The sequence below is a fragment of the Streptomyces sp. MK7 genome (assembly GCF_032658145.1).
Taxonomy (GTDB): domain Bacteria; phylum Actinomycetota; class Actinomycetes; order Streptomycetales; family Streptomycetaceae; genus Streptomyces; species Streptomyces spiralis.
The window spans coordinates 35,000-58,689 of the sequence record NZ_JAVACL010000045.1 but is presented as its reverse complement, the minus strand read 5'-3'; the positions used below and the strand labels follow the sequence as shown (position 1 = coordinate 58,689).

Here is a 23,690-nt window from a genome sequence, read left to right as displayed (position 1 = left end):
CCGTGCAGCAGGCGCCCGACGGTCGCGGCACTGACCGGATGGCCCTGCGACGTCAGAGTCGAGGCCAGCGTCCGCAGCGACAGTGTGGTCCATCGCAGCGGAGAGACCGGGTCGCCTCTGGTGTGCGGCTCGATCAGTGCCTCGAGAGCCGCCGACAGGCCGGGGTCGGTGACCGTCAACGGCTTGCGGCCAGCTCCCGCAGCCCTGACCCGCCGCGTCGGCACCGCGTCCCTGGCCAGCTCGGTGACGCCGCGCGCGACGGTGGCGGTGCTGGTCCCGGACGCGGCGGCCACCAGGGTGATCCCACCGTGGCCGATGGCCGCGGCCTCGCTGGCCAGGTAGAGCCGACGGCGCCGCTCATCCAGATGCGGCAGGATCCGGTCGAACTTGGCCCGTAACTCTGTGACGGGCGGACGCACACTCATAGTCCACCCTCCCATCAACACCGCCTGGGCAAGCAGTTATTGAGATACGCGTCCCGGCGGTGCCGGAGTACTGCCGCTGCACGCCGGCCGAGCGGATGCCCTTCTTCAGAAAGCCGGTGTCATCGACGATCAGGACGGCATCGCGGTCTCCGAGGTGTTCCACGACGTAGTCGCGCACGTCGTTCAGGACCTCGTCGGCGTCCCACTCAATCCGGTTCAGCAACCGGTGGATGCGATCGGGACCCGCGTGCCCGGCCTCCTCCGCCAGCGTCCAGCCGTTCTTGCGCTGCAGTGGCGCAACCAGTCCTCGCATGTAAGCCAGCGCCGACTGACGCGGTTCCTCCCGGTTGAACCGGTGCACGAACCGCTCATGCAGAACGTCCAGTTCACCCGCCCACAGCCTGACATCAGCAAGGTCCCCACCCATAACCACACCAACGACTGAGCTGGCCAGCAGTCACGGCAAACACCGTTGCAGTACTAACACGAGCACCTGCTCCATCACGTCCAACGCCGGTAACTGCTACCGCGCCGGGCAGTACTGCCGCAACAGCGACCACGGCGCCTCGACCACCACCGCCTCCGGCACACCCATCACCTGCCGCTACAGCTCCGGCGCCTGGCGCTGGAGCTACTGAAGGCAGGAGGCCAGCCATGCCCAAGCTCTACGACGGGCCCGGCCGGCGCTGTCGCAGGCCGGGGACGGACTGCCTGGGCATGACTGCTCGGCACCGTGTCATGCACCCGGAGTGAAGCGCCGCGAGGCCGGTCCTACCGGGCCAGGTCACGGTGATGGGCACATCCGCGCAGCCGCTCAGCGTCTGCTCCAGTGCCTTCTGTTCGATGGCGTCGATGCTCAGGCCAGCGGGTCTTGTCGGCCACCCAGTCAGTGACGTACTCGCACCGGTAGTTGTCTGCCGGCGGCAGCCAGGTCGGGGGACTTTGGTCCGCCTTGGAGCGGTGGAGATCGTCGTCCCCGAGGGCGGGGACCGCGCCACGCTGTCGGTGGACAAGCTCGGCGCGGTGGGCGAGCCCGAGTCGCTGACCTGGCTGAAGAACACCACGGAGGCGATGCTCCCCAGGATCGACCTGCCCGGGCCGCCCGAGCGCGCCGCTTGGCCGCCGCCTCTCACTCGTCGCCCGGCGAGGCGGGGGTCACGGCAGCTCCAGCATCCGGATCGACATCAGGATGAGCTGGAGCCGGCGTGGCCGGTCGACGAGTAGCACCTCACACGCCGAGCACGCCGGACAGCGCACCACCATGCCGGGGCAGCGCAGATAGACCCTGGTCTCGGCGACGCGGTGCCGATCCCCGCACTCGGCGCACTGCAGGACGATCGTGGTCGCGTCCCGGCCCAGGGCCAGCGACATCGCCCCGGCGACGGCGTTGCCGTCCACATAGCCGTCCTCCGGGGGCACCGAGAGGAGGTCTTCCTCTGCGTTCACTGCGGGCCTCCTATCCGAACCTCTCGGTCCTCAACGAGTCGGCGTCCAAGCCGGCGCCGATCAGTCCGCGGGCGGCTTCCTCGACGAAGGCGGTCGGGCCGCATACGTAAGCCCGCAGCCGCGGTTCGCGAACACCACCGGGACGAAGCAGCGCGCTCAGCTGCTCGGCTCTCAGCCGGCCGTGCTCGAACCCAGCTGCCCGTTCCTGGGTCAGATGGACGGTGCTCTCCGGCCCGTCGGGACCGCGCAGCTCGTCGGCGAAGATGACCCGATCCGCGGTGCGCGCGGAGTACACCAGTCGCACCGGTGTGCCGTGAGCGCGGGCGGCCCGCCAGATGGCGCGCATCGGCGCGATGCCGGAGCCGCCGGCGATCAGGAGCAGCGGTACGTCGTCGCCGGGCCGCCATACGAAGTAGCCCCCTACCGGTCCCATGATCTCCAGAGCGTCACCGTCGGTGGCGACGTCGACCAGGTACGGAGACACCTCGCCGTCGTCCACGCGTTCCACGGTGATCTGCGGGGCATCCCCGGGCGCGGAGGACAGCGAGAAGCTGCGGGTGGCCTGGTACCCGTCCTCGGCGGTGAGCCGGACGTCGATGTGCTGGCCGGCGACATGCCCCGGCCAGCCGGCGACGGCGAGCCGGATGGTTCGCGCCGAGGCGCTCTCACGCGCCGTACCGGCGACGGTGGCGGCTCGCCAGCCGTGAACGGGTCGCACGCGCGGTGGCATGGCTGAACGGTCAGTCACCGTAGTAGCGCTGTTCAAGGAACGGGTCACCGCGGTGGTGGTAGCCGGCGTTTTCCCAGAACCCCAGCTCGTCCTCGGGCATCACCCGGATCCCGCGCAACCACTTGGCGGACTTCCACAGATACAGGTGCGGCACCAGCAGCCGGACCGGCCCGCCATGTTCGGCGGGGATCGGACCGCCCTCGTAGCCCACCGCGACCATCGCGTCGCGGTCCACCAGGTCCGCCACCGGGACGTTCGTGGTGTAGCCGCCGTATGAGGACACCAGCGCGTAGGGCTCGTCGGCCACCCCGGCGTCCTCCAGCACGGCCGCCACCGGAACGCCCTGCCAGGTCGTCCCCAGCTTGGACCAGTGCGTGACGCAGTGAATGTCGGTCGTCAGGTCCACCACGCCTAGATCATGCAGCGACGCCCACGCGTAGGTCTTCTCCGTGATCCCGTCCGTGACCACCAGCTCCCACGCGCGGGCCGGTACGTGCTGGGTCGGGCCCGCCGTGAGGACCGGGAAGTCACTGGTGACGAACTGCCCCGGTGGGACCGGGCCCTCCGTGCGTCCAGGACGTCCCGTGAAACCGCGCGTGACCATCTGCCGCTCACCACCCTCCGTATCGACAGCGTAACCAATCGTGAGCGATCTCGCCTGCGCCGCGATGAGTGGCCCAGATGCCTCCCCCGCCATCCCGCTGCAGCCGCAGCCGGGGGACAGCGACCGGTCCGCGCGGGACGGGATGTGTGCAGGCTCTTCGCGCCTGGAGTTGCGCGGCCAGATGCTCGATCACTACCCACGGCACGTCGCGCGGGCCATCCGGGAGGAACCGGCCGATGTAGCGCACGGTGCACATCTGGAGGGCGAACTCGAGCCGACTGTGATCATCGCGCCGCTTCGCGATCAGCTTGCGGTCCTCGCCGTCGAGGAAGAAGAACCGGATCGGCGTCAAGCAGACCATCTGCATCGCCGACGACGGCGCTCACCCGATCGCCCTGCACCGGATGACCGGCGCCCGGCTGACGGGGTCGAGATCGCCATCGCAAAGGCGTTCACGGCCGCAGGTCACCAGCGTGCCACCCACCTGTTCAACGAGGAGCCGAAGGGCCCGGCCCTGCCGGGCAACGAGGCGTTCGGCATCCAGCACATGCACCCCGGCCGCTTCGCCGCGTTCGTCGGCGGTTTCCCGGTGGTGTACGAGGGCCAGGTGATCGGGGCCGTCGGCGTCAGCGGCGGCAACGGTGAGCAGGACAAGACGGTCGGCGCCGCGGCGCTGGCGGCCTTCGAGCGGAAGATCGCCGCACAGTCCGCATGACCGCCGCCTCCACGCAGCAGCCAAGGGGGCCCCAGCACGACCGGCCCCGCGCCGGACAGCATGTCTCCGGCGCGGGCCCCTCACCGCCAAACCGGCCTCACACTTCTACTCCTGGCCTTCGCCGCCGGCGTCACCGACGCGTTCTCCTTCCTCGGCCTCGGCAGCGTCTTCACCGCCAACCTGACCGGCAACCTGGTCATGGCCGCCGGCCGGGGCGAGTCCTGGACGGAGATCCTGCACGACGACGTGCTCCGCCGCACCGCGTCCTTCGCCGGCTTCACGGCGGGCATGCTGGCGGGCTTCCGCCTCCCCGTCCGCACTGCCAACTCGACACGCTCGCGCACCGAGTGCATCCCGCGGTCGAAGGTCCCGAGGCACTGTCAACTTGGTAGCGGTTGGCCTGGGGGGTGATCGTTCAGGTGAAGCTTCCCCTGGATCGGGGGACACCTGAAAACTGCGACCTGGGGTTCCAGGACGACCGAGATTACAACGCAGACAGAAAACGTGTCGGAGTCATTGGCTGGTCGAGGTGCCTCGGACAGTTCGCGTATCCGAGGTCCCTCGACCAGCCATCCGCGCCGACAAATGAAGGCCCGAGAGGAACTCAGGAGGTGGCGCGAATGTCCTCCCACAGTGGCGTCAGCCGCATGAGCTGCTCGTCTCGCCAGCGAACCCGCTCTTCCCATCGGTCGAGGGGAAGAAGAGTGCGACGCTGGCGTACTGCGGTCGACACGAGTTCTGGCGTCCATGGGTCGTCCTGACCGCGGTCAGCTCCCATTCGTGCATACGCGGGTCCCATTTTCTCCGCGTGTGATTCAAGACCGCCGCGTGTGTTGAGGTCGACGGTCTCGAACGGGCCGATGAGACTCCACCGGCGCCCGAGACCACTGCGGACGACTTCGTCGATCTCGTCAACGGTCGCAACCCCGTCTCGTACCAGGCAGTAGGCCTCACGCAGTACCGCGCCTTGAAGACGGTTGAACACGAACCCTTCCGGTTCATGGTTGACGGTGATCGGACGTAGCCCTGCGCCGGTGTAGATGGCACGGGCGCACTCGACGGCCCACGTAGCCGTGCTGGAGGAGGGGACGAGTTCGATCACTGGGATGAGGTACGGCGGGTTGCCGGGGTGACCGACCAGGATCCGGTCCGGCAGCCCTTCGGGCAGGTCGGCGGTGATGAGACTGGGGCGTATCGCTGAGCTCGAGCTGGCGAACACCGCTTGGTCAGGCGCGTTCTGGGCCGCACGCCGGATCAGGCCTTGCTTGACGTCTACCCGCTCCGGGGCACATTCCTGCACCAGTGCTACTCCCGCGACTGCCTCCGCCAAGTCACGGGTGAACGTGACTCGCTCACTCGCAGCGTTCGGATTCTCGACGAGGCCGTGCACGGACAACTGGTCAAGGCGATCGGAGAGCTCACCGTGGGCGCGCTCCAGAGCGTCCGGGAACGGATCCCATACTCGGACCGCGTGCCCGGCTCGTGCGAAGACGATCGCGAAGGCGACTCCGATGGAGCCGGCGCCGGCGACGGCGACCGGCTCCATCGGGCCGCGTGCCGGTGCTGCAATGCTCGTCACGTCGACCACCAGGTGCGGTCGTTGTCGTAGCCACGCTGCAGTATGTCAATGACGGACTCGTGGGTGAGATCGCGAGGGTTGTTGGCCGTCAGGCGGGTTGCGAGCATCGCCTGATCGGCCACATAGGAGAAGTCCTTCGGGTCCAGGCCGAGCGTCTTCAGGTCGGTTGGGCAGCCGACGGTCTCCAGCAGTGCCTCGACGCGGGAGATACCGGCCTTCGCCTGATCCAACGGGGTCGACTCGGGGTCCGCGGCACCGAGCAGTGTTCCGATCTCGGCGAATTCCGCGATCCGGGTCGGAAGGTTGAAGCGCATCACGTACGGCAGGAGCGCTCCGACACCGAACCCGTGCGAGGTGTGGGTCAGTGCACCGATCGGGGACTGGATCGCGTGCGCCGCGGCGGTACCGGCGGTGTTGATGGCCATGCCTGCGTTGTACGCGGCCAGCATGGTCGCGGAGCGTGCTTCGATGTCGGACGGGTCAGCGACCACGTCCTCCAGGGACGAGTTGAGCAGAGTCAGGCCGCTGCGGCAGAAGATGTCGGTCAGCGGGTTCTTCCCGACGTAGAGATGATTGGCCAGGAACTCCGGCGTCACGTCCTTGACCCGGTCGGTGAACGTCTCGACCAGGTGGGTCAGCGCGTCGGCCGCCGTGGCTGCGGTGAGTGCCGGCGGGCAGGAGACGGTGAGCTCAGGGTCGATGACGGCGGCGTACGCCTCCAGGTGTGGGCTGGCCACGCCGACCTTCATGCCCTTCTCCCGGTCGAAGACGACCGAGATACAGGTGACCTCGGCGCCGGTACCGGCGGTGGTGGGTACGGTGATGACCGGAAGCCCGGGGCCCGGGACGAGGAACTCGCCGTAGTAGTCCCGAACGTCGCCGCCGTGTGCGAGGACGGCAGCGGACACCTTCGCCAAGTCGAGACACGAGCCGCCGCCGACCGCGAGCAGCGCATCCACGCCGGCGTCGCCGTACCGGTCGGCGACGGTGAGTACGTTCTCGCGAGGCAAGTCCGGCTCAGCCTCAGAGAACACCGAGACCGTGATCCCTTGTCGTTGGATGGCAGTCACCATGTCCTTGAACTCGGTCACCTGCGCCATACGGGCGTCAGTGACGACGAGGACGTGCCGTCCGATCTCGGCAAGGAGATGGGGAAGGTGGCGCCGCTCGCCGGGACCGAAAAGTACGGTCTTGGGCTGGCGCAGGACGCCGATGGATGCGACGCAGGTGGTCACAGGCCTGCCTCCGTCTCGTCCACGGTGATGGCGAGGTACTTGGGCTCGAGGAACTCATAGATCGCCTCGTGTCCGCCTTCGCGGCCCAGGCCGGAGGCCTTGATGCCACCGAACGCCGCTGCGGGGTCGGCCATGATGCCGCGGTTGATGCCGACCATGCCGAAATCGAGGCGCTCGCTCACGGCAATGGCGCGGTCCACGTTGCGGGTGAACACGTACGCGGCAAGCCCGTAGGTGGTGTCGTTGGCGACCTTGACCGCCTCGGCGACCGAGGCAACGGTGTAGATCGTCGCGATGGGGGCGAACAGCTCCTGGTGGCAAAGGTCGTCATCTGCCTCAGTCACCGAGAAGACGGTCGGCTCGAAGAAGAATCCGTCGCCGGGCACCTCCTTGCCCCCAGTCAGCAGGGTCGCGCCGATCCCAGAGAAGCCGTTGACCAGCTCCTTGACGGTGTCGCGCTGTTGGGCCGAGATGATCGGTCCGACCTCCGTGGCCGGGTCGAACCCGTCGCCGACCTTCAGCTTCTCGGTCAACGCGACGAACTTGGCCGTGAACTCTTCCGCGACGCGGCTGTCGACGATGATCCGGTTGGCCGCCACACACGCCTGACCGGCGTTGCGGAACTTGCACACGATCGCCTGCTCGGCGGCGAGGTCGAGGTCGGCGTCATCGAGCACGATGAACGGACCGTCGCCGCCGAGCTCCATCGAAGCATTGGTGATGTTCGGAGCCGCCTGGCTCAGCAGGGTACTTCCCACACCGGTCGAGCCGGTGAAGCTCACCTTGCGCAGACGGTTGTCCGCCATGAGCGCCGCCGACACCTTGGACGAGGTCGTCGTGTGGACGAGGTTCACCACACCTGCCGGGAAACCGGCATCGTGCAGCGCCTGCACGAACAGCGCGCAGGTCAGCGGAGTCTCCTTCGCGGACTTCACCACGACCGTGCATCCGGCAGCGAGTGCCGCGCCGGCCTTGCGGGCGATCATCAGCAACGGGAAGTTCCACGGAGTGATGAGAAGGCATGGGCCGACCGGCTGGTGGGTGGTGACGACGCGGTAGGCGCCTCGGGAGCCGTGCGCGTAGGTGCCATGAAGGTGGGCGATCTGCTCGGCGTACCAGAGGAAGAAGTCGACCGAGAGCTGGAACTCACCCCGGGCCTCGCCCAACGGCTTGCCGCTCTCCAGCGTCATGGTCTCGACGATCTCGTCGGCCCGCTGCAGGAGCAGCCGGTGCGCGCGGTGGAACAGGTCGGCACGCTCGCGCGGCAGCACATGACGCCAGGCGTCCTGAGCGGCGACGGCCGCATCGAGCGCGGCGAGTGACTGCTCGACGGTGCCGTCGGCGACCTCGGCGATCGTCTGACCGGTTGCGGGGTTGACGACCGAGAACGTCTCGGCGGCGTGTGTCCACGCACCGTCGATGTACAGATCGACGGGTATCTCCCGTCCGCGGACCTGTGCTGTGACCGGCGCGGTCGGTGTCGTCATGGAAGGGTCCTCCTCTTTCGGCGGCAGCGGGTGCGGCGGCAGCCAACCGGCTCGGGTGGAGCTGACGCCGGTGCCGCACGGCGCGTTCACGGGGGTGACGTATTACCGTCATCTCGTAATACGCTACGGGCCGGGGCGCGGGATATGGACCGGTGCATCGATTTGAGACAGTGCCGCACGAGCCCAAGAGCCGCTGGGCCTGGCAAGCAGCAGTTAGAGGTTGAGGAACCCCGTCATGAGCACTTCGAGACTGACTCGGCATGCGGCGCCGCTGCGACAGCAGATCACACGTCTGCTTCGTGAAGACATCCTGAGTGGGACCTTCCAGCCCGGCGACGCCCTGCGCGAGAGCGCCCTGTGCGAGGCCTATGAAGTCTCACGCACCGTGGTCAGAGAAGCGCTGCGCCAACTGGAGGCCGAGCGGCTGGTGACGGTGGTCGCCCACCACGGTCCAGTCGTGACCGTGTTGACGCCGCGGGAGATCGAGCAGATCTACGAGGTACGACGCGCGCTCGAGGGCCTAGTGGGCGAACTCTTCGCGGCCCGCGCGTCAGAGCAGGTGAAGCGCGAGTTGCGAGAGCTCCTGATCGAGATGGAGACGACCTACCTCAGGGGCACCATCAAGACACGAGAGGAGGCGAACGAGCGGTTCTACGGGCTCCTGCTCGAAGGTGCTGGCAACCCGGTCCTTGCCGAGGATGTCGCCCGCGTTCACGCTCGGGTCCAGATCTTTCGTCGCTACGCGTTCATGGACGACAAACGGGCACGGATCTCGTTCGAGGAATTCGGCCGCATCGTCGAAGCCGCGGCTGTTGCGTGTGACGCCGCCGCGGCGCGAGCGGCGTGCGAGCACCACGTCCACGGCGCAGCAGCGCTGGCTGTCGACGAGTATCGCCGTCGTCTGACCTGAGGCCGTCGGCGACTCGCATGATCGGGGATCGATGCTCGTCGAGCTTCATCATTATTACAGGATGATCGCGAAATAGCGCTATGTGTGCGATTTCGCATTATGCTCCGGCTCTGCCTTAGGAAGGGAAGGGCATGTCGACTGGGCCAGTCAACGCACTCAAAGACGAATGGTTGACAGGCAACACCGACCGCATCAATGTGGCGCCTGCGCTGCTGAGATCCTGGGAGCGTTCCCGGGAGGCGCTCGGTGTGCCGACCAACGTCCGCGAGGTGCCGCATGTGGCGGTGGATGAGCTCGATCAGCATCTTCTGGATCTGTTTCAGGCGCCGATGTCACGTTTCTCCGCCGACTTGTCGGGAACGGGCGTCGGCCTTCTGCTCGCGGACGCCCAAGGCCGAATTCTCGGTCGTTGGGCCGCGGACCGTGACGCGTGGCGCCACTTCGAGCGGGTCGGAACCGATCGCGGTGCCGTCCTGGACGAGTCGCTCGTGGGCACCAATGGCGTCGGCACGGCCTTGGCGACCGGGCAGTGCGTGCAGATCACCGGCGCGGAGCACTACGCGGACATGTACAGCGACGCCGTCTGTACCGGAACGCCGATCCGGCACCCGCTGACCCAGAAGATCGTCGCTGTGGTGACGTTGTCCAGCGGGCTCATCGAGGGTCGTTCGCTGCTGCGGCCCATGGTCAAAACGGTCGCCGACCAGTTGCAGCAGCATCTCCTCGATGTGGCCTCTCCTCAGGCCCGGGCGGTCTTCCAGGCATTCCTGGACGCCTCGAAGGCAAAGGCCGGCGCGGTGGTCGGCTTCGGTCCACAGGGACTGATCATGCAGAGCCAGGGCGCTGCCCGCCTGTCCAGCGCGGATATCGCGGTGCTCGGCGAGCTGGTCCAGCGGCAATCCGGTGGCCGGTTCATCATCGAGCTCTCCGGCGGCCTCACCGAGGTCCGGCTGGCCCCCGTCGAGACGGGCGCCGGGGCGATCGTGTCCCTGCAGCGGGGCAGGACGTCGACTGCCACCGCCCTGGGGCCGGCCCGAATGCAGCTGATCGGACGCTCGCCGGACTGGATGGCGGCTGTGCACGCGGTCGCACGGAGGCGGGAGGCGACGCGGCCGGTGGTGATCGCCGGCGAGGCCGGCGTCGGGAAGACGTCGCTCGCCCTGGGGCTCCCGTTCCGTTCCGGCGATCCCGGACCAGGTGCCCACATCGTGATCGACACGGTGGAGCGGACCCTGATCGGCGGGAAGCGATGGCTTCGCAGCATCGCGGAGCGGCTGCAAGGCGGAGCGCCCGTGATCGTCAAGGGGATCGACGCCCTCGACCCGGCGGCCAGACTCGCGCTGGCCGGGCTGTTGGAGATGAGCGTTCTGAAGGGCCCCGTATTGCTCACCGCCACGCTGCGCTCGGCCGCGGAGGCCGAGGAGACGGCGGTCGGTCTCGGGGCGTCACACGTGTGGGTTCCGCCGCTGCGGGAGCGCACCGCCGACCTGCCCGCTCTGTGGCGCTACTTCACGGACCGGGCCATGCCGGGCGTCGGGCTGGAACCCCATGCGGAGACCCTCGACCTGCTCACCGGATACCAATGGCCCCGCAACCTCAAGGAACTCCACAACGTCGTGGAGGGGTTGGCCCTTGCCGGCAAACGCGGATACGTCCTGCCCAGTGACCTGCCGGAGCGGATCCAGGGTTCGCGCGCGCTGACCATGATCGAGCGTGCCGAGCTCGAGGCGATCTCCCGGGCGTTGCGGGAAGCGGACGGGAACCGTTCCCGTGCCGCGGAGATTCTCGGCCTGTCCCGGGCGACGATCTACCGCAAGATGAAGGCCTACAAGATCACCGACTCGTGACGGACGACTTCGACGCTGCCACCGCACAGCCCCTTCGCAGCCACAGGTATGCACGCGTGGCCCGGGACTCCGACTCTGCTCCCGGGCCACGCGTGCATACCTGTGGCTCGCTCGTCAGCCGGCCGTGGGCAGCGCCCGTCGGCGCCGACGCTGTGCCCGCCCGCGAAGAGCGGGGGCGGCCTGGCGCAGCAGGACCACCGCGGCCAGGACTGCTGCCTGGGCGATGAGCTGCTGGGCGTCGTTCCAGCCCAGAGAGCGAAGCAGCTGTCCGAGCTGCGTGAGGAACAGCGCCCCGACGCCGCTGGCCACGATGCTCGCGATGCCGCCGGTCATGGCGGTGCCGCCCAGCACTACGGCCGCGACGGTCGGAAGGACGTAACTGTCCCCGATGAAGAGCCCGGGGGTGCGGGTGTAGCCGGCCAGGAGAACGCCGGCGGCGCCGTAGGCGAGGCCCGCGAACCCGTAGGCGACGACCTGGTAGAGGGTCACTCGGATGCCCAGGGCCGAGGCGGTGGGAACGCTGACACCGATGTAGGTCAATCGGCGCCCGACCGCCGAGCGCTTGGCGATGATGCCGCCGACGGCGAGCATGACGACCGCGATGATGAACGTGTTCGGGATGCCGAAGGTCCGGTCGACGGAGAACCGGCTCAGGCCGCCTGGCGCTGTGGCCGGCGAACCGCCGGAGATCGCCAGGACGGTGCCCAGCAGGACCGCGTTCATGCCGAGCGTCACGACCAGCGGCATGACACGGGCGACTGCGACCAGGACCCCATTGACCAGGCCGACGAGAGCGGGGGCGACCACGGCGACGGTGACGGCGAGCCACGTCGGCCAGCTGTGGGACTGGACCATGCAGGTGCACAGGACCGCGGCGAGCGCGATCATGCCCGGCACCGACAGGTCGAGGCCGCGTTGCTGCACGACGAGGGTCTGCCCGGCGGCTGCCATGGCGAGCACGGCGGCGAAGGGCAGCATGCTCAGCAGCGGGGCTGAGCCCAGGCTGCCCTGCGCGATGGCGGGGCTGAGGGCGAAGAGGATGATCGTGGCGACCACGATCCCCACCCAGCTGCCCGACAGGAGACGGCGCCAGGTGGCGCCCGCGTCGAGGGCGTCCATGACGTTCCCCTCATGACCCGGAGTGCGGCGCGAGGTGTTGGTGGGTCGGGTGGTCATGCGTGTGCTCCCGTCCGGCGAGTACGGCGCAGCTGCGCGTACAGCACCGCGGCGCCGATCGTGATGAGGCCCGGGAGCCAGTAGCCCCAGGCAGGGGAAAGGTTGAGGAACGGGGAGACATTGACCAGCTGCTGAGTGAGGAGAGCGGCGGCGATGATCCCGATGAACGAACCGCGACCACCGAAGATGCTCGCTCCCGCAAGCACGACCACGGTCACCGAGTTGAGGGTGTACGCAAGACCGGGACGCCCGTCACCGATACCGATCTGAGCCATCAGGATGATGCCGGCGGGCAGGACCAGAACCGAGCAGATCACGTACGAGGTGAACTGGATCAGTCGGATCTTCACCCCGAGACGCTCTGCGGCGTCCGGCTCGGACCCCAGAGCCCGCAGCTCAACGCCCCACCTGGTGCGACGCAGTGCCAGCTCAAGGAGCACAACGAGGAGCACCGCAATGACGGTCACCAGCGGAACCGCACCGAAGTGGGCCTGGATGTCGGCTGCCACCGACGGGAAGATCGTGCCGCCCGGCGTGTCTCGCAGGGACAGGTAGGTGCCCTGGAGGGCCATGTAGACCGCAAGGGTCGCGACGACCGGGTTGATGCGGAACCAGGTCACCATGACGCCGTTGATCACGCCCACCGCGAGTGCGCCGAGGGCCATGAGGAGCAGACCGAGGACCAGGTTCCCGCCGTCCACGATCCAGTACGACGCGATCACGACCAGAAAACCCATGAGGGGTCCGACGGACAGGTCGAACCCGGATCCCATGACGACGACCTGCTGCGCGGCACCGACCAGTAGCAGGGGCGCGAGCATGAGCAGGAGGTTGTTCAGGTTGAGCTGGCCGAAGTAGTCGCCGTTGTGCAGCCCGGTCCCGAGACCGAGAAGCACCACGATCATGGCGATCACCGCCGCAGGGGCCTGGTCGCCGGCCAGCCAGGCCCGCACTCGGCGACGCTTTGCCGGTCGGGTCTTCTCCTGGCCGCGCACGCTCGTCGAGGTCAGTGCGGCGCGAGTGATGGCCGCTTCGGTGATCTCCTCACCGGTGAGCTCCTCGACGATGCTTCCGCGCGACATGATCAGCACGCGGTGGCACAGGCCCTCCAGCTCGACGTTGTCGGAGGAGAGCACGATGACGGCGGCACCGTCATCGGCCGCGGTGCGCAGGATCTGGTACAGGTCGACGCGCGCGCCGGCGTCGACACCCTGAGTGGGCTCCTCCACCACGAGGACCTTCGGTGCCGCCAGCAGCGTGCGGGCCATGACGGCCTTCTGCTGGTTGCCTCCCGACAGCGAGCTGATCGGCGTATCGGGAGTCGGGGTCTTGATCGCGAGGCTGCGAATCCGGGCCTTCGAGGTGGACTGCGTCAGCGCGTCGCTGACCAGGCCCCATCGTGAGACCTTGTGCAGGGTGCGCGCCACGATGTTCTCGCTCACGCCAAGGGGCAGGAACACACCTTCGCCGTGCCGGTCGGCCGGCACGTAGACGACACCGGCGTTCGCAGCCGCCGCGTTTGAGCCGCGGACCCGCTGCCCGTCGACGACCATCTCGCCCGACGTCGATACCAGGCCGGCCAGGGCACGGACGAGCTCAGCCTGGCCATTGCCCTGAACCCCGGCCAGGCCGACGATCTCGCCGGAGCGGACGGTCAGGGAGATGTCGTCGAAGCCGTGACCGGACAGCCCGGTCACGACGAGCCGCTCGGCCGTGCCCGCGGGTACGGGTTCCTTGGCCGGGAAGACCGTCTCCAGTTTGCGGCCCACGACCCGCTCGACGATCTGCTCCTCGGTGACGGCCTCGGCGTCGAAGGTTCCGCGGGTCTGGCCGTCGCGAAGGACGGTGATCCGGTCGGCGATCTGCTTGACTTCCGGGATGCGGTGGGAGATGTAGACGACACCGGCGCCGGTCGCGACGGTCTCGCGGACCTTCGTGAACAGACGCTGTACTTCTTCGGTGTTGAGGTGCTCGGTGGGCTCGTCGAGGATCAGAACCTTCGGGTTCAGCGCGAGCGCCTTGGCGATCTCGATGATGAACCGCTTCTCCATCGACAGATCGGCGACACGGGCGCGCGGGTCGATCTCCATCTCCCACGGCGCGAGGGTCTCACGGGCCCAGGCGACCGCACGGCGAAGTCCGCCGACACGCTTGTACCCGACGCCGAGCGCCATGTTCTCCGCCACCGTCAGGTCCGGAAGAAGCGCCGGGTGCTGGCGCACGATACCGAGGCCGAGGCTGCGGGCCTGCTCGGGTTGCGCATGCGTGAGGTGGACACCGCCGATGAGGACGGTACCCTCGTCCGCCGCCAATGCGCCCGAGGCCACGGCCATCAGGGTGGACTTGCCGGCGCCGTTCTCGCCGACCAGGGCGTGGACTTCACCCGGGCGGACGTCGAAGCTCACCTCGTCCAGCGCGCGCACGCCCGGGAAGGACTTCCCGATGCCCTGCATGGAGAGCACCGAAGCGACTTGGCCTGCCGCCTGACTTGCCGCGCGATGGGACTGGGAGGGGTCGGGGCTCGCACCCTGCTGCGGTGGCCGGACCTGAGTCGCAGGTCTGTTGCTGCCGAAGTTGGTCACGTCGGACTCCTGGAAGATTGAGGGGCGCGGACCTGAGTGGTCGGGCCGGCGCCTCGGCCCGTTGACGGACCCCTTACTGGGCGAGGTAGCCGCCGTCGATGACGAGCTCTGAACCGGTCACGAAGCTGGCGTCGTCAGAGGCAAGGAAGACGACTCCGGCGGCGATCTCCTCGGGGCGTCCGGCACGGCCCATCGGGGTCTGGGAGATGACGTACTCGTTCACCTCCGGTGCCTGAGCCTCGGTCAGAGGAGTCCATATGAAACCGGGATGAACCGAGTTCACGCGGACGCGTTCCTTGGCGTAGCTGACGGCGGCGCTCTTGGACATGTTGCGTACCGCGCCCTTGGTCGCGTGGTAGGCGTGCGCACCGGCGACAGCGGCGCTGCCCCAGATCGAGGAGACGTTGATGATGCTGCCGCCGCCCTGGGTGATCATCTGCGGGATCACCTCGCGCATCCCGAGCCAGGTGCCGGTCTGGTTGACCGCGACGACCCGGTTCCACTCCTCACTGGTGAGTTCGTGGACGGTTTCATAGGCGATGATGCCAGCGTTGTTCACGAGGAAGTCGAGGCGCCCGTGGCGGTCGATGACCTCGGCGATCACACGCTGCCAGTCGGCTTCGCTGGCCACGTCGAGGGACGCGTACGTGACGCCGTCGCCGAACGAGTCGTCGGCGGCAGCGCGGCTGGTCGCGACGACGGCCGCGCCCTCAGCCGCCATGGCGTCGACGATCGCGTGGCCGATGCCTCGCGAAGCGCCGGTGACGATGCCGACCTTGCCGTCGAGTCGGTTCATGAGTGCTCCTCGGATATCCGTACGTGGCTGCGTAGTTCGGGATTCGGACGGGAAAACCGCCTGGAAAGGCGATGAGGCCGGCCGCCCGGGCCTTGAAGAAACTCCTAGAGGCCCGGGCACCTGCTGGGAATTGCCGGAGCTGCGGACGTCTGTGAAAGGGGCGATGGCCTGGCCGAGATGGTCTCGAAGCCGACCGGGCTTCTGCAGGGCCTACTTGTAGAGAGCCTTGATCTGCTCGGTGGTCAGGCCGGAAGAAAGAATCGCGTCAGCCGGCAGCGACTTGTCGTACTTCGGCATCATCTTCGGGTTGGTCGAGTCCTCGATGATCTCCAGGTTGTACGTCGAGGGCTCGGTGTCGGTGATGCCGTTGTAGGCCGCGAGAGCCTTGTTCAAAGCAGCCTCGACGACCCAGTTGCGGGACGACTCCGTCGCGATCTGATAGCTCGGGTACCGCTTGTGGTACTGGTACCAGAGCGAGGCGAACTCGTTGGAGTCATTGGCCGACCAGACCGGCAGAGGCTTGTTCGCGGCGATGAACGCCCGGATACCGCCGACCGAACCGCCGCCGAAGTCGGAGACGATGCCGTCGATCTTGCCGTACTTCGTGATGAGACCGGCCACGACCTGCTGCGTCTTGCTGACGTCCCAGTCGGTGGCGACGTACCCGTCCGCGTTGAGCAGGTGGACACCGGGATGCTCCGCGACCGCCTTCTTGACGCCGTTGTAGACGGTCTGGGAGTAGGCGCTGCCGGCGACACCGCCCAGCATGACCAGGTTGCCCTTGCCGTGCATCGCCTTGACGGTCCAGTCGGCGAGGTTCTTGCCGTACGTCTCGACGTTCTCGGAGACGAAGTCGACGTAGTCCTTGCCCGGTGTACCGCCGATGCCCGAGACGATCGGCACGACCGCCACGCCGGCCGCGGTCGCCTTCTGGATGGTGGGCAGGAGGGCCTGTCCGGCGTCGCCGAAGGTGACGATCACCTTGACGCCCTGGGCGACCATCGAGTTGATGTCCGAGATCGCCTTCTGGGTGTTGTTCTGGGCGTCGGTCACCACGACCTGGGTGATGTTCGGGCACTTGGCCGCCTGGGCCTTGAAGAGCGCGATCGTGGCCTTGCGCCAGGTGTTGTTGTTGTTGCCGTCGGCGTAGCCGACCTTGATCGGCTTGGTGCCGCAGAACTTGCTGATGTCCTGGATGTCGGCCTGCACTCCGACACCGCCCACCTTCACGGTCGGCCACGGGCCGCTGGAGCCGACGGAGGCGCCGGAACCACCGGAGCCGGTGGAGCTGGTGGACAGACCCCCGCAGGCGCTGAGCGCCATGGCCATGGCAGCTGCGACGCTGGTCGCCGCGACGGCCCGCTTCTTGATGTGCATGGAGTGTCTCCTCATTGAGAGCTGTGAAGGACCTCGCCGGCCCGGGAGCACCAGGTGTGCGCACGCACCAAGCCGGGAGAGCGCAGCACCTGGTCCGACTCCGAGGGCGGGATCGCCGGCGTGATCGGAGTGACGTGAACGCCTGGGTGACGGAAACGGGCTCGGTGAGGGCCCCGGAAGAAGGCTGTCGCGAGCAGGACCGTATGACGCGAGTCACTGTGAGACGGCGGTGCCTCATTTTGTGACAGCGTTCACCTTCGACGCCTGGGCGTGGAGATCCTCGATTGGCCGGGCTGGCCGTCAGCCGGCCCGAGGAACAGCCAGTACCCCCAACCCTGACGTTGAGGAGCACCGATGCCCCTTCCCCGTCCTTCAGACCCGCTTGGGGAGATCTACGCCGAGTGGAGCGTGGAGTTCGACGCCAACCCGGAGATGTCGCTCCAGCTGATGCGCTGGGTCTTCGAGGACTGGCAGCGAGCGACCGCGGAGCCTGCAGGGGTCACCTACGCCACGACCACCATCGGTGGCGTGCCAGGGGTCCTCGTGACCCCCCTCGACGCGGATCCCTCCCAGGTGATGGTGGTCATGCACGGCGGAGGGTTCGCCCTCGGCTCCTCTGCCAGCCACCGCAAGCTCGCCGGGCACCTGGCCAAGGCCTGCGGCACCCATGCGTTCGTTCTCGACTTCCGGCTCGCGCCGGAGTTCCCGTTCCCGGCGCAGATCGAGGACGGCCTCGCTGTCTACCAGGCCCTCCTGGATAAGGGCATCAAGGCCGACGACGTGTGCTTCGTCGGCGACAGCGCCGGTGGAAACCTCGCGGTAGCGATGGCACTCACGCTGCGCCGCGACAGCCGCCCGCTGCCCGGACGTGTCCTGACGATGTCGCCGTGGCTGAACATGGAGAACAGCGGTGCCACGATCGAGACCAACAACGACACCGACTTCCTGATCACTCGCGAAGGCCTCGCCGGGAACATCGGCCGCTACCTCTCCGGGGGCGCGGACCCGACGGACCCGTACGTCAACCCGCTCTACGCCACCTATGAGGGCTTCCCGCGGCTCTACGTCTGCGCGGCCGACACCGAATCCCTCTTCGAGGACTCTGAGCGCCTGGTCGCCCTGGCCGAGAGCGCCGGCGTCGACGTGACGTTCTCCATCGGCAAGGGCATGCAGCACGTCTTCCCGTTCCAGGCCGGGCGCCTCGCGCGCGCCGACGAGGAGATCGCTTCCATGGCCGCCTGGTACCGGTCTTGACCAGCCTCCCACCGGCGCCCCGGCCAGATCTCTGACCACGACTCATCCCCCTTTCCTACTGCGCGCTCCTCCCTGAGTGCCCACCTGTCATCACTCGGTGAAAGGACCCACATTTACATGACCAGCAAGCGTGACTACGACGCCATCGTCATCGGCGCCGGCTTCTCCGGCCTGGCGATGCTCCACCACCTGCGCGAGATCGGTCTTTCGACCCTGGTGGTCGACGGCGAGGACGGCGTCGGCGGCACCTGGTGGGTCAACCGCTACCCCGGCGTCCGCACCGACAGCGAGTACAGCTACTACTCCTTCTCCTTCTCCAAGGAGGTCCGCGACGAGTGGACCTGGACCGAGCGGTACCCGGCCGGCGCGGAGGTCCTGAAGTACCTCAACTTCGTCGCCGACCGGCTCGACCTGCGCAAGGACATCCGCCTGTCCACCCGCGTGAACAAGGCCGTCTACGACGAGGATGCGAACACGTGGACCGTCCACCTCGGCGACGGCAGCACCCTGACCGCGACCTACCTCGTCTCTGGCATGGGCGTCCTCTCGCAGGCGATTTTCCCTGCCATCGACGGCATTGACACGTTCCAGGGCGAGAAGTACCACTCCTCGATGTGGCCCCGCGGCGGCGCAGACCTGACCGGCAAGCGTGTCGGCCTCATCGGGCTGGGTGCCTCCGGCATCCAGATGGTGCCTGAGATCGCCAAGGTCGCCGGCGACTTCTACGTCTTCCAGCGCACGCCGAACTTTATCGTCGAGACCACGAACGACCCGGTGACCGAGCAGGAGATGGCCTACCTGCGTGACCACTACGACGAGATCTACGAGAAGGCGGCTAACCACCCCTTCGGCGTTGCGATGGAGCCGGCCGAGCACAGCGCCCTCGAAGTTTCCGCAGAGGAGCGCGACCGGATCTTCGAGAGCAAGTGGAACGAGGGCGGATTCCACTTCGCCAACGAGTGTTTCACCGATCTGGCCACCAGCCATGAGGCCAGCGAGCTCGCCTCAGAGTTCATCCGCAAGAAGATCCACGAGATCGTCGAAGACCAGGCCGTCGCCGACCTTCTCTCGCCGACCACCTACTCGTTCAACGGAAAGCGCGTCCCGACCGGCCACAACTACTACGCGGCCTTCAACAAGCCGAACGTGCACCTCATCGACGTCGCCTCGCAGCCGATCAGCCGGATCTCCGAGCGCGGCGTGGTGGTCGGCGACACCGAGTACGAGCTCGACGTGCTGATTTTCGCCACTGGCTTCGACGCCATGACCGGGACCCTGACCAACATCGACATCGTGGGTCGCGGTGGCCGGACGCTGCGCGAGAAGTGGCTCGCCGACGGCCTGAAGTCGAACCTCGGGATCAACGCCAACGGATTCCCGAACTTCTTCATGTCCCTCGGCCCGCAGACGCCGTACTCGAACCTGCCGGTCCCGATCCAGCTCGGTGCCCAGTGGCTCCAGAGGGCCATCGCGTGGGCGCGTGAGAACGACGTTCCGTTCCTCGAGGCCACCCCCGAGTCGGAGGCCTGGTGGATGGAGGAGACCGAGCGGGCCGGCAAGGCCACCGTCATGTACTCCGAGGGCAAGAAGGCCAAGGCGTGGTTCCTGGGCGACAACCTCCCCGGCAAGCCGGAGGAGTTCCAGGTCTACATGGGCGGCGGACAGGTGTATCAGCAGTTCTGCCGTGCAGCTGAGGCGGACGGCTACCGCTCCTTCCTGGCCAACCAGTCGGACAAGGCCTGAGAACTAAACCGGGGAAAGGGAATCGGCATGGGACGTCTGGCCAACAAGGTCGCCCTGATCACCGGGGCTGCAATGGGCATGGGACGGGCGACCGCAGAGCTGTTCGCGGTTGAGGGCGCCAAGGTCGCAGTCACGGACCTGGACGAGGTCAAGGGCCAGGAGGTCGTGGCGGGGATCCGTGCGGCGGGCGGGACCGCGGAGTTCTGGAGACTGAATGTCGCCCGGGAGGCCGAGGCGAAGTCGGTGATCAACGCAGCAGCAGAGGAGTTCGGTGGTCTCGACATCCTCGTCAACTGCGCGGGTGTCATCGGCGTCGACAAGCCGACCCACGAGCTCACCGAGGCCGAGTGGGACGCCCTGTTCGCTGTCGATGTGAAGGGTGTCTTCTTCTGCACCAAGCATGCCATCCCGCACATGATCGAGCAGGGCAAGGGCAGCATCGTCAACTACTCGTCCATCTACGGGATGATCGGGAACGACGAGTTCACGGCGTACCACGTTGCCAAGGGCGCGGTCTCGATGCAGACCAAGCAGGACGCGGCCAGCTACGGCAAGTACAACATTCGCGTGAACTCGGTACACCCGAGCACGGTCCTGACCCCGCTGGTCGAAGGCATCGCGGCTGAGTTCCCCGGTGGCCTGCCGGCTTACGAGGAGTACATGACGGGGAACCAGTCTCTGCGTCGCCTGGGCCGTCCGATCGATGTCGCCTACGGGGTCCTCTACCTGGCTTCGGACGAAGCGGACTGGGTGACGGGCGTGAACCTGCCGATCGACGGCGGCTACACGGCGCGCTGATCAGCCCATTTGCGTCGGCCTTTCTCCGAAGCGCCTGGAGAGGGGCCGACGCTGCCGCCCGATCAAGGCTGCGGACCGGGGCTTCACCTCCAGCCCTGCACTGTCTTCACGGCTTGGTTCCGGACGGGCTGAGCAAATGCTCGCCAGGCCACAAGGCACCGCCCGCCTCGGCCCAGGCGAGGTGCTGGCGTACCTGAGCCAGGACTGCCCTGCGGTCCTGGGGGCCGTATGAGATGCGTTCCAGGGTGGCCGGGTCGACGACGCGGACCGTGCTGTCGGGGCCGCTGCACACAAGGGCCCGCTCGATGGGCTGCAGGCCCAGGCTGAGTGCATCGCAGCCTTCGTTGCGGATGAGCCGGACGAGGTCGGCCACCACCGCCTCCCAGTCACCGGCCTCGCCCCAGTGGGCGCCGCCGCCCAGTTCCTGGGTGAGGGTGGCCAGCGGGACGATCTCGCCCGGTCGGCGGCCTCGGACCAGGTGTTGGTGGATGCGCATCCCGTCGGGCTGTTTCACATCGGGGTGGAGCAGACAGGCCGCGGCGACGACGGAGGTGTTGATCTCCCGGGCAGGCAGCGGATAGTACGGTTCGTGCGCGAACAGCAGATACAGGGCCATGGCCGCCGGCTGGTGGCTGGCGTGGCCGTCCGGCACACGCCGGTGCTCTATCGGGGGCACGGGGTTCATCGGCTCGTTCATACGTTGTCTTCCTTCCGCACAGGCGATGCGGTGGTGCAGGGGGGGTGAAGCCGCCGTCGCCGCCGGGGTGGCCGCGCCGTGGTGATCAGGTCAAGGCAGGTACGGCTGGGCAGCCAGCCCAAGCAAGCTGAGCAAAGGTCTTAACCGAGGGGCGTTGTGGAACGACCGCGGCCGGCGCACTCGATAAGCACCCGGTAGGTCAGGACCTCGGTCACGGTCCAACAGCAGGACCGCAGGCCCCTCGGCCTCAAGACACTCAGGCGGCACATCCTCCAGAGACGTGCCGCGGTGAAGGCTGGCCAGAGCGGCAGGTGGCGGATGGGCCTGGGCGACGCGCAGGCGAGCAGCGATGACCGTCCCGACTGACCCACGCGGCAGAGACCGTTGGCGGCCTGGGGAAACTGCTTCACGGCCATGCTCCTGTGCCGGCTCCCCGTCCCCAAGCGGCTCATCGGGATTCATCGCGCGCCCTGAGCGGGCAGCCGCTGATGTCCTGGGGCGAGCCGCGGGCGCGCGGGTCGTCTGCTCGAGGAGAGGTGCGTGAGATCCATAGTGGTCAGCTCAACCGGCACCCCCGACCAGGCTGACGGCCACAACCCCCGACCACCGGTCACGATCCGGCAACATGCGCACCGGACTGTCGTGGTCGGGCTCATGGTCGGGTTCGTGGTCGGGCCGACCATGAACCCGACCATGCTCCGGTTGAATGCGCAGTGCGTCAGCATTGGAAGGCGGCGCCCGCTAGCGCAGGCGGCTGCGCAAGCGAGTCTGGGGACCTGCGCAGTCGGCATGTGCAGCCGGCTGCGCACAGCAGGAGGCGCCGTCGGTCCTGGGACTGCGCACTCGGCGCAGCATGCGCGACCGGTCTGCCACGGCTGACTCCCGGAGACGGTGCGCCCGGTCCATCGGCGACCTTTCGTCCGTGTCGCTCTCCGCATCGCTCCAGCCAACTCTCCGGTTGCCGCCGTCTTCACGGCGGCCGTCGGCTCAGGCGCGCCCGTCCCTGTCAGGGCCCGTGGTCGGGGCGTGGTCGGCCCGACCACTGGTTTCGTTTCTCCATCGTGACCGTGGTCGGGCCTTCATGGTCGATGGTCGGGTCGGGGGCGCCGGATTTTCTCAAGGTCAGCACGTACACGTTCTGACCTGGGAGTTTGACCATGTCTCCTGGCAAGCACGTCCCGGAGAGTCAGGCTGCTGCTCCGATGGCCGCGGGCGTCGCACTGCAGCAGATGCGGCGGCGCGTCCGCCTGTCGCGCCTGGCCTTGTTCACCGCGATCGCGGCCGGGCCGGTCGCCCTGGGCGTCACCGTGATGTCCGGCTCAGCCACCGTTGCAGCTGCCCCCACTACCAAACCGGCCGCCGTGCGCACCGCGGCCGCTGCGGCCGACCCGGCAGGCTATGCGCAGCTGTTCGTCAGCGCGTGGCTGCGCAGCAGTGCGGATGACGCCACGAGTGCGCAGGCGCGGCTTGCGCAGTCCCTCGCCCCGAACGTCGACCTGGTCGCCGGTGCGCAGGCGCGGCTTCAGTCCGTGACCGCGGTGCGCAGTGTGCAGCGTGGGGGCGGCCGGTGGGCGGTGACGGTAGCTGCGCAGTACGCCGACGCTGCGGTGCGCTACTTCGTCGTCCCCGTGGCCACCGACCACACCGGTGGCTCGTTCACGGTAACCGGGGTGCCCGCTGTGGTGGCCGGACCGGCGGGGGCGGCGGTGGCGACGTCGCCGTACGGCGTGGCCGTGCCGTCCGGGAGTGATCTGGCCTCCGCGGTCGGAGAGTTCCTCGGCGCGTATCTGACCGGGGCGGGTGAGGTGGACCGTTACCTCGCCCCCGGGGTGAAGCTGGCGTCGGTCTCCCCCGCCCCCTACACCGCGGTCACCGTCCAGCAGGTGATGGCCGTCGAGAAGGCTGCGGCCGCCGAGCAGGTGCCGGCCGACGGAACCACGGTCCGCATCCGCGCGGCAGTTGAGGCCCGCGACGGCACCGGGCGCTGGCCGCTGGCCTACGAGCTCGTCTTCAGGTCCCGCTCGGGCCGGTGGGAAGTCGCCGCGCTGGAGTCCGGGACCGTCCAGGACGGGGGTGTTCGCTCGTGAACACCGTTCCAACTTTTTCTCAGACGGCGGCCATCGTGAAACGTCATAACGGTGGCTACCGCCCGGGCGCTCGGGTCATCCGGGTTGGTTCCGTTCGCCTGGTTCCTAAGAACGGTGTGCACTATAGCGCTTATAGCAGCGGCCGGAATTTTGGTCGGGTGATGCCACGCCCGGCGGCAAGGCGTCCCAGCGCTCCCAGACG

Annotated in this window: 19 protein-coding genes and 3 pseudogenes; 8 read left to right on the top strand and 14 right to left on the bottom strand. The window is 67.9% G+C overall.

Annotated elements, in window-relative coordinates; genetic code table 11:
* The 6 genes and pseudogenes from R2S09_RS33025 to R2S09_RS40735 form a co-directional block, all read right to left on the bottom strand.
* Positions 1 to 425: pseudogene (locus tag R2S09_RS33025) on the bottom strand (ISAzo13 family transposase); the annotation flags it as partial.
* Between the two features lie 52 nt (positions 426 to 477).
* A pseudogene (locus R2S09_RS33020) lies at positions 478 to 852 on the bottom strand (transposase); the annotation flags it as partial.
* Positions 853 to 1,580: 728 nt separating this feature from the next.
* The gene (locus R2S09_RS33015) at positions 1,581 to 1,871 is read right to left on the bottom strand and encodes a DUF6510 family protein (RefSeq protein ID WP_306191632.1); all 291 of its coding nucleotides are present in this window, start codon (positions 1,869 to 1,871) and stop codon (positions 1,581 to 1,583) included.
* A 10-nt stretch (positions 1,872 to 1,881) separates the two neighbouring features.
* Positions 1,882 to 2,589, bottom strand: coding sequence for an FAD-binding oxidoreductase (locus tag R2S09_RS33010; RefSeq protein WP_306191633.1), 708 nt, complete (start codon positions 2,587 to 2,589; stop codon positions 1,882 to 1,884).
* A gap of 22 nt (positions 2,590 to 2,611) precedes the next feature.
* The gene (locus R2S09_RS33005) at positions 2,612 to 3,205 is read right to left on the bottom strand and encodes a molybdopterin-dependent oxidoreductase (RefSeq protein WP_306191634.1); all 594 of its coding nucleotides are present in this window, start codon (positions 3,203 to 3,205) and stop codon (positions 2,612 to 2,614) included.
* Positions 3,206 to 3,371: 166 nt separating this feature from the next.
* Positions 3,372 to 3,545: pseudogene (locus R2S09_RS40735) on the bottom strand (DUF4158 domain-containing protein); the annotation flags it as partial.
* On the opposite strand from R2S09_RS40735, the gene R2S09_RS32995 reads away from it, so the two are divergent.
* Positions 3,486 to 3,920, top strand: a complete 435-nt coding sequence (locus R2S09_RS32995; protein WP_316744984.1) for a heme-binding protein — start codon at positions 3,486 to 3,488, stop codon at positions 3,918 to 3,920. The pseudogene R2S09_RS40735 and the gene R2S09_RS32995 sit on opposite strands and share 60 nt — an antisense overlap.
* 60 nt (positions 3,921 to 3,980) lie before the next feature.
* A complete protein-coding gene (locus R2S09_RS32990; protein ID WP_316744983.1) occupies positions 3,981 to 4,331 on the top strand; it encodes a DUF1275 family protein in 351 nt (116 codons plus the stop codon).
* A 193-nt stretch (positions 4,332 to 4,524) separates the two neighbouring features.
* Here the strand turns inward: R2S09_RS32990 and R2S09_RS32985 are convergent, their stop codons facing one another.
* The 3 genes from R2S09_RS32985 to R2S09_RS32975 are packed head-to-tail and all read right to left on the bottom strand — an operon-like array spanning position 4,525 to position 8,221.
* Positions 4,525 to 5,508: a 3-hydroxyacyl-CoA dehydrogenase gene (locus R2S09_RS32985; protein ID WP_316744981.1), complete on the bottom strand. Its 984-nt coding sequence runs from the start codon at positions 5,506 to 5,508 to the stop codon at positions 4,525 to 4,527.
* Positions 5,496 to 6,734: an iron-containing alcohol dehydrogenase gene (locus tag R2S09_RS32980; RefSeq protein WP_316744979.1), complete on the bottom strand. Its 1,239-nt coding sequence runs from the start codon at positions 6,732 to 6,734 to the stop codon at positions 5,496 to 5,498. The genes R2S09_RS32985 and R2S09_RS32980 overlap by 13 nt, the downstream gene beginning before the upstream one ends.
* Complete coding sequence (locus R2S09_RS32975) at positions 6,731 to 8,221, bottom strand: NAD-dependent succinate-semialdehyde dehydrogenase (protein ID WP_316744977.1); 1,491 nt, start codon at positions 8,219 to 8,221, stop codon at positions 6,731 to 6,733. Before R2S09_RS32975 ends, R2S09_RS32980 begins: the two co-directional genes overlap by 4 nt.
* A 235-nt stretch (positions 8,222 to 8,456) precedes the next feature.
* Between R2S09_RS32975 and R2S09_RS32970 the strand changes: the two genes are divergently transcribed.
* Both R2S09_RS32970 and R2S09_RS32965 read left to right on the top strand, forming a co-directional pair.
* Entirely contained in the window at positions 8,457 to 9,131 is a 675-nt protein-coding gene (locus R2S09_RS32970) for a GntR family transcriptional regulator (protein ID WP_306191641.1), read from the top strand.
* Between the two features lie 131 nt (positions 9,132 to 9,262).
* Positions 9,263 to 10,978: a helix-turn-helix domain-containing protein gene (locus R2S09_RS32965; RefSeq protein WP_316744976.1), complete on the top strand. Its 1,716-nt coding sequence runs from the start codon at positions 9,263 to 9,265 to the stop codon at positions 10,976 to 10,978.
* 114 nt (positions 10,979 to 11,092) lie between these two features.
* On the opposite strand, the gene R2S09_RS32960 is transcribed toward R2S09_RS32965, so the two are convergent.
* From R2S09_RS32960 to R2S09_RS32945, 4 genes are all read right to left on the bottom strand, one after another.
* The gene (locus R2S09_RS32960) at positions 11,093 to 12,154 is read right to left on the bottom strand and encodes an ABC transporter permease (protein ID WP_316744974.1); all 1,062 of its coding nucleotides are present in this window, start codon (positions 12,152 to 12,154) and stop codon (positions 11,093 to 11,095) included.
* Entirely contained in the window at positions 12,151 to 14,607 is a 2,457-nt protein-coding gene (locus R2S09_RS32955) for an ATP-binding cassette domain-containing protein (protein WP_316744972.1), read from the bottom strand. Before R2S09_RS32955 ends, R2S09_RS32960 begins: the two co-directional genes overlap by 4 nt.
* Positions 14,608 to 14,809: 202 nt before the next feature.
* The gene (locus R2S09_RS32950) at positions 14,810 to 15,532 is read right to left on the bottom strand and encodes a glucose 1-dehydrogenase (protein WP_316744971.1); all 723 of its coding nucleotides are present in this window, start codon (positions 15,530 to 15,532) and stop codon (positions 14,810 to 14,812) included.
* A 210-nt stretch (positions 15,533 to 15,742) separates the two neighbouring features.
* On the bottom strand, positions 15,743 to 16,909 hold the full coding sequence (locus R2S09_RS32945; protein WP_306191647.1) for a substrate-binding domain-containing protein: 1,167 nt from the start codon (positions 16,907 to 16,909) through the stop codon (positions 15,743 to 15,745).
* A gap of 354 nt (positions 16,910 to 17,263) precedes the next feature.
* On the opposite strand from R2S09_RS32945, the gene R2S09_RS32940 reads away from it, so the two are divergent.
* The 3 genes from R2S09_RS32940 (at position 17,264) to R2S09_RS32930 (ending at position 20,704) form a co-directional block, all read left to right on the top strand.
* Positions 17,264 to 18,163, top strand: coding sequence for an alpha/beta hydrolase (locus tag R2S09_RS32940; RefSeq protein ID WP_306191648.1), 900 nt, complete (start codon positions 17,264 to 17,266; stop codon positions 18,161 to 18,163).
* Between the two features lie 117 nt (positions 18,164 to 18,280).
* Complete coding sequence (locus R2S09_RS32935) at positions 18,281 to 19,906, top strand: NAD(P)/FAD-dependent oxidoreductase (protein ID WP_316744970.1); 1,626 nt, start codon at positions 18,281 to 18,283, stop codon at positions 19,904 to 19,906.
* A gap of 27 nt (positions 19,907 to 19,933) precedes the next feature.
* Positions 19,934 to 20,704, top strand: a complete 771-nt coding sequence (locus tag R2S09_RS32930; RefSeq protein WP_316744969.1) for an SDR family oxidoreductase — start codon at positions 19,934 to 19,936, stop codon at positions 20,702 to 20,704.
* Positions 20,705 to 20,810: 106 nt separating this feature from the next.
* Here the strand turns inward: R2S09_RS32930 and R2S09_RS32925 are convergent, their stop codons facing one another.
* Positions 20,811 to 21,401: a hypothetical protein gene (locus R2S09_RS32925; protein ID WP_306191651.1), complete on the bottom strand. Its 591-nt coding sequence runs from the start codon at positions 21,399 to 21,401 to the stop codon at positions 20,811 to 20,813.
* A gap of 1,157 nt (positions 21,402 to 22,558) precedes the next feature.
* On the opposite strand from R2S09_RS32925, the gene R2S09_RS32920 reads away from it, so the two are divergent.
* Positions 22,559 to 23,488, top strand: a complete 930-nt coding sequence (locus tag R2S09_RS32920) for a conjugal transfer protein (protein ID WP_316744967.1) — start codon at positions 22,559 to 22,561, stop codon at positions 23,486 to 23,488.
* Positions 23,489 to 23,690 lie beyond the last annotated feature (202 nt).

Excerpts from the sequence above, each read along its gene's own strand:
- R2S09_RS32960 (WP_316744974.1), bottom strand. The coding sequence starts at position 12,154 with ATGACCACCCGACCCACCAACACCTCGCGCCGCACTCCGGGTCATGAG.
- R2S09_RS32965 (WP_316744976.1), top strand. The coding sequence starts at position 9,263 with ATGTCGACTGGGCCAGTCAACGCACTCAAAGACGAATGGTTGACAGGC.
- R2S09_RS32940 (WP_306191648.1), top strand. The coding sequence starts at position 17,264 with ATGCCCCTTCCCCGTCCTTCAGACCCGCTTGGGGAGATCTACGCCGAG.
- R2S09_RS33005 (WP_306191634.1), bottom strand. The coding sequence starts at position 3,205 with ATGGTCACGCGCGGTTTCACGGGACGTCCTGGACGCACGGAGGGCCCG.
- R2S09_RS32955 (WP_316744972.1), bottom strand. The coding sequence starts at position 14,607 with ATGCAGGGCATCGGGAAGTCCTTCCCGGGCGTGCGCGCGCTGGACGAG.
- R2S09_RS32935 (WP_316744970.1), top strand. The coding sequence starts at position 18,281 with ATGACCAGCAAGCGTGACTACGACGCCATCGTCATCGGCGCCGGCTTC.
- R2S09_RS32945 (WP_306191647.1), bottom strand. The coding sequence starts at position 16,909 with ATGCACATCAAGAAGCGGGCCGTCGCGGCGACCAGCGTCGCAGCTGCC.
- R2S09_RS32920 (WP_316744967.1), top strand. The coding sequence starts at position 22,559 with ATGTCTCCTGGCAAGCACGTCCCGGAGAGTCAGGCTGCTGCTCCGATG.
- R2S09_RS32975 (WP_316744977.1), bottom strand. The coding sequence starts at position 8,221 with ATGACGACACCGACCGCGCCGGTCACAGCACAGGTCCGCGGACGGGAG.
- R2S09_RS32925 (WP_306191651.1), bottom strand. The coding sequence starts at position 21,401 with ATGAACGAGCCGATGAACCCCGTGCCCCCGATAGAGCACCGGCGTGTG.
- R2S09_RS32990 (WP_316744983.1), top strand. The coding sequence starts at position 3,981 with ATGTCTCCGGCGCGGGCCCCTCACCGCCAAACCGGCCTCACACTTCTA.
- R2S09_RS32950 (WP_316744971.1), bottom strand. The coding sequence starts at position 15,532 with ATGAACCGACTCGACGGCAAGGTCGGCATCGTCACCGGCGCTTCGCGA.
- R2S09_RS32930 (WP_316744969.1), top strand. The coding sequence starts at position 19,934 with ATGGGACGTCTGGCCAACAAGGTCGCCCTGATCACCGGGGCTGCAATG.
- R2S09_RS32970 (WP_306191641.1), top strand. The coding sequence starts at position 8,457 with ATGAGCACTTCGAGACTGACTCGGCATGCGGCGCCGCTGCGACAGCAG.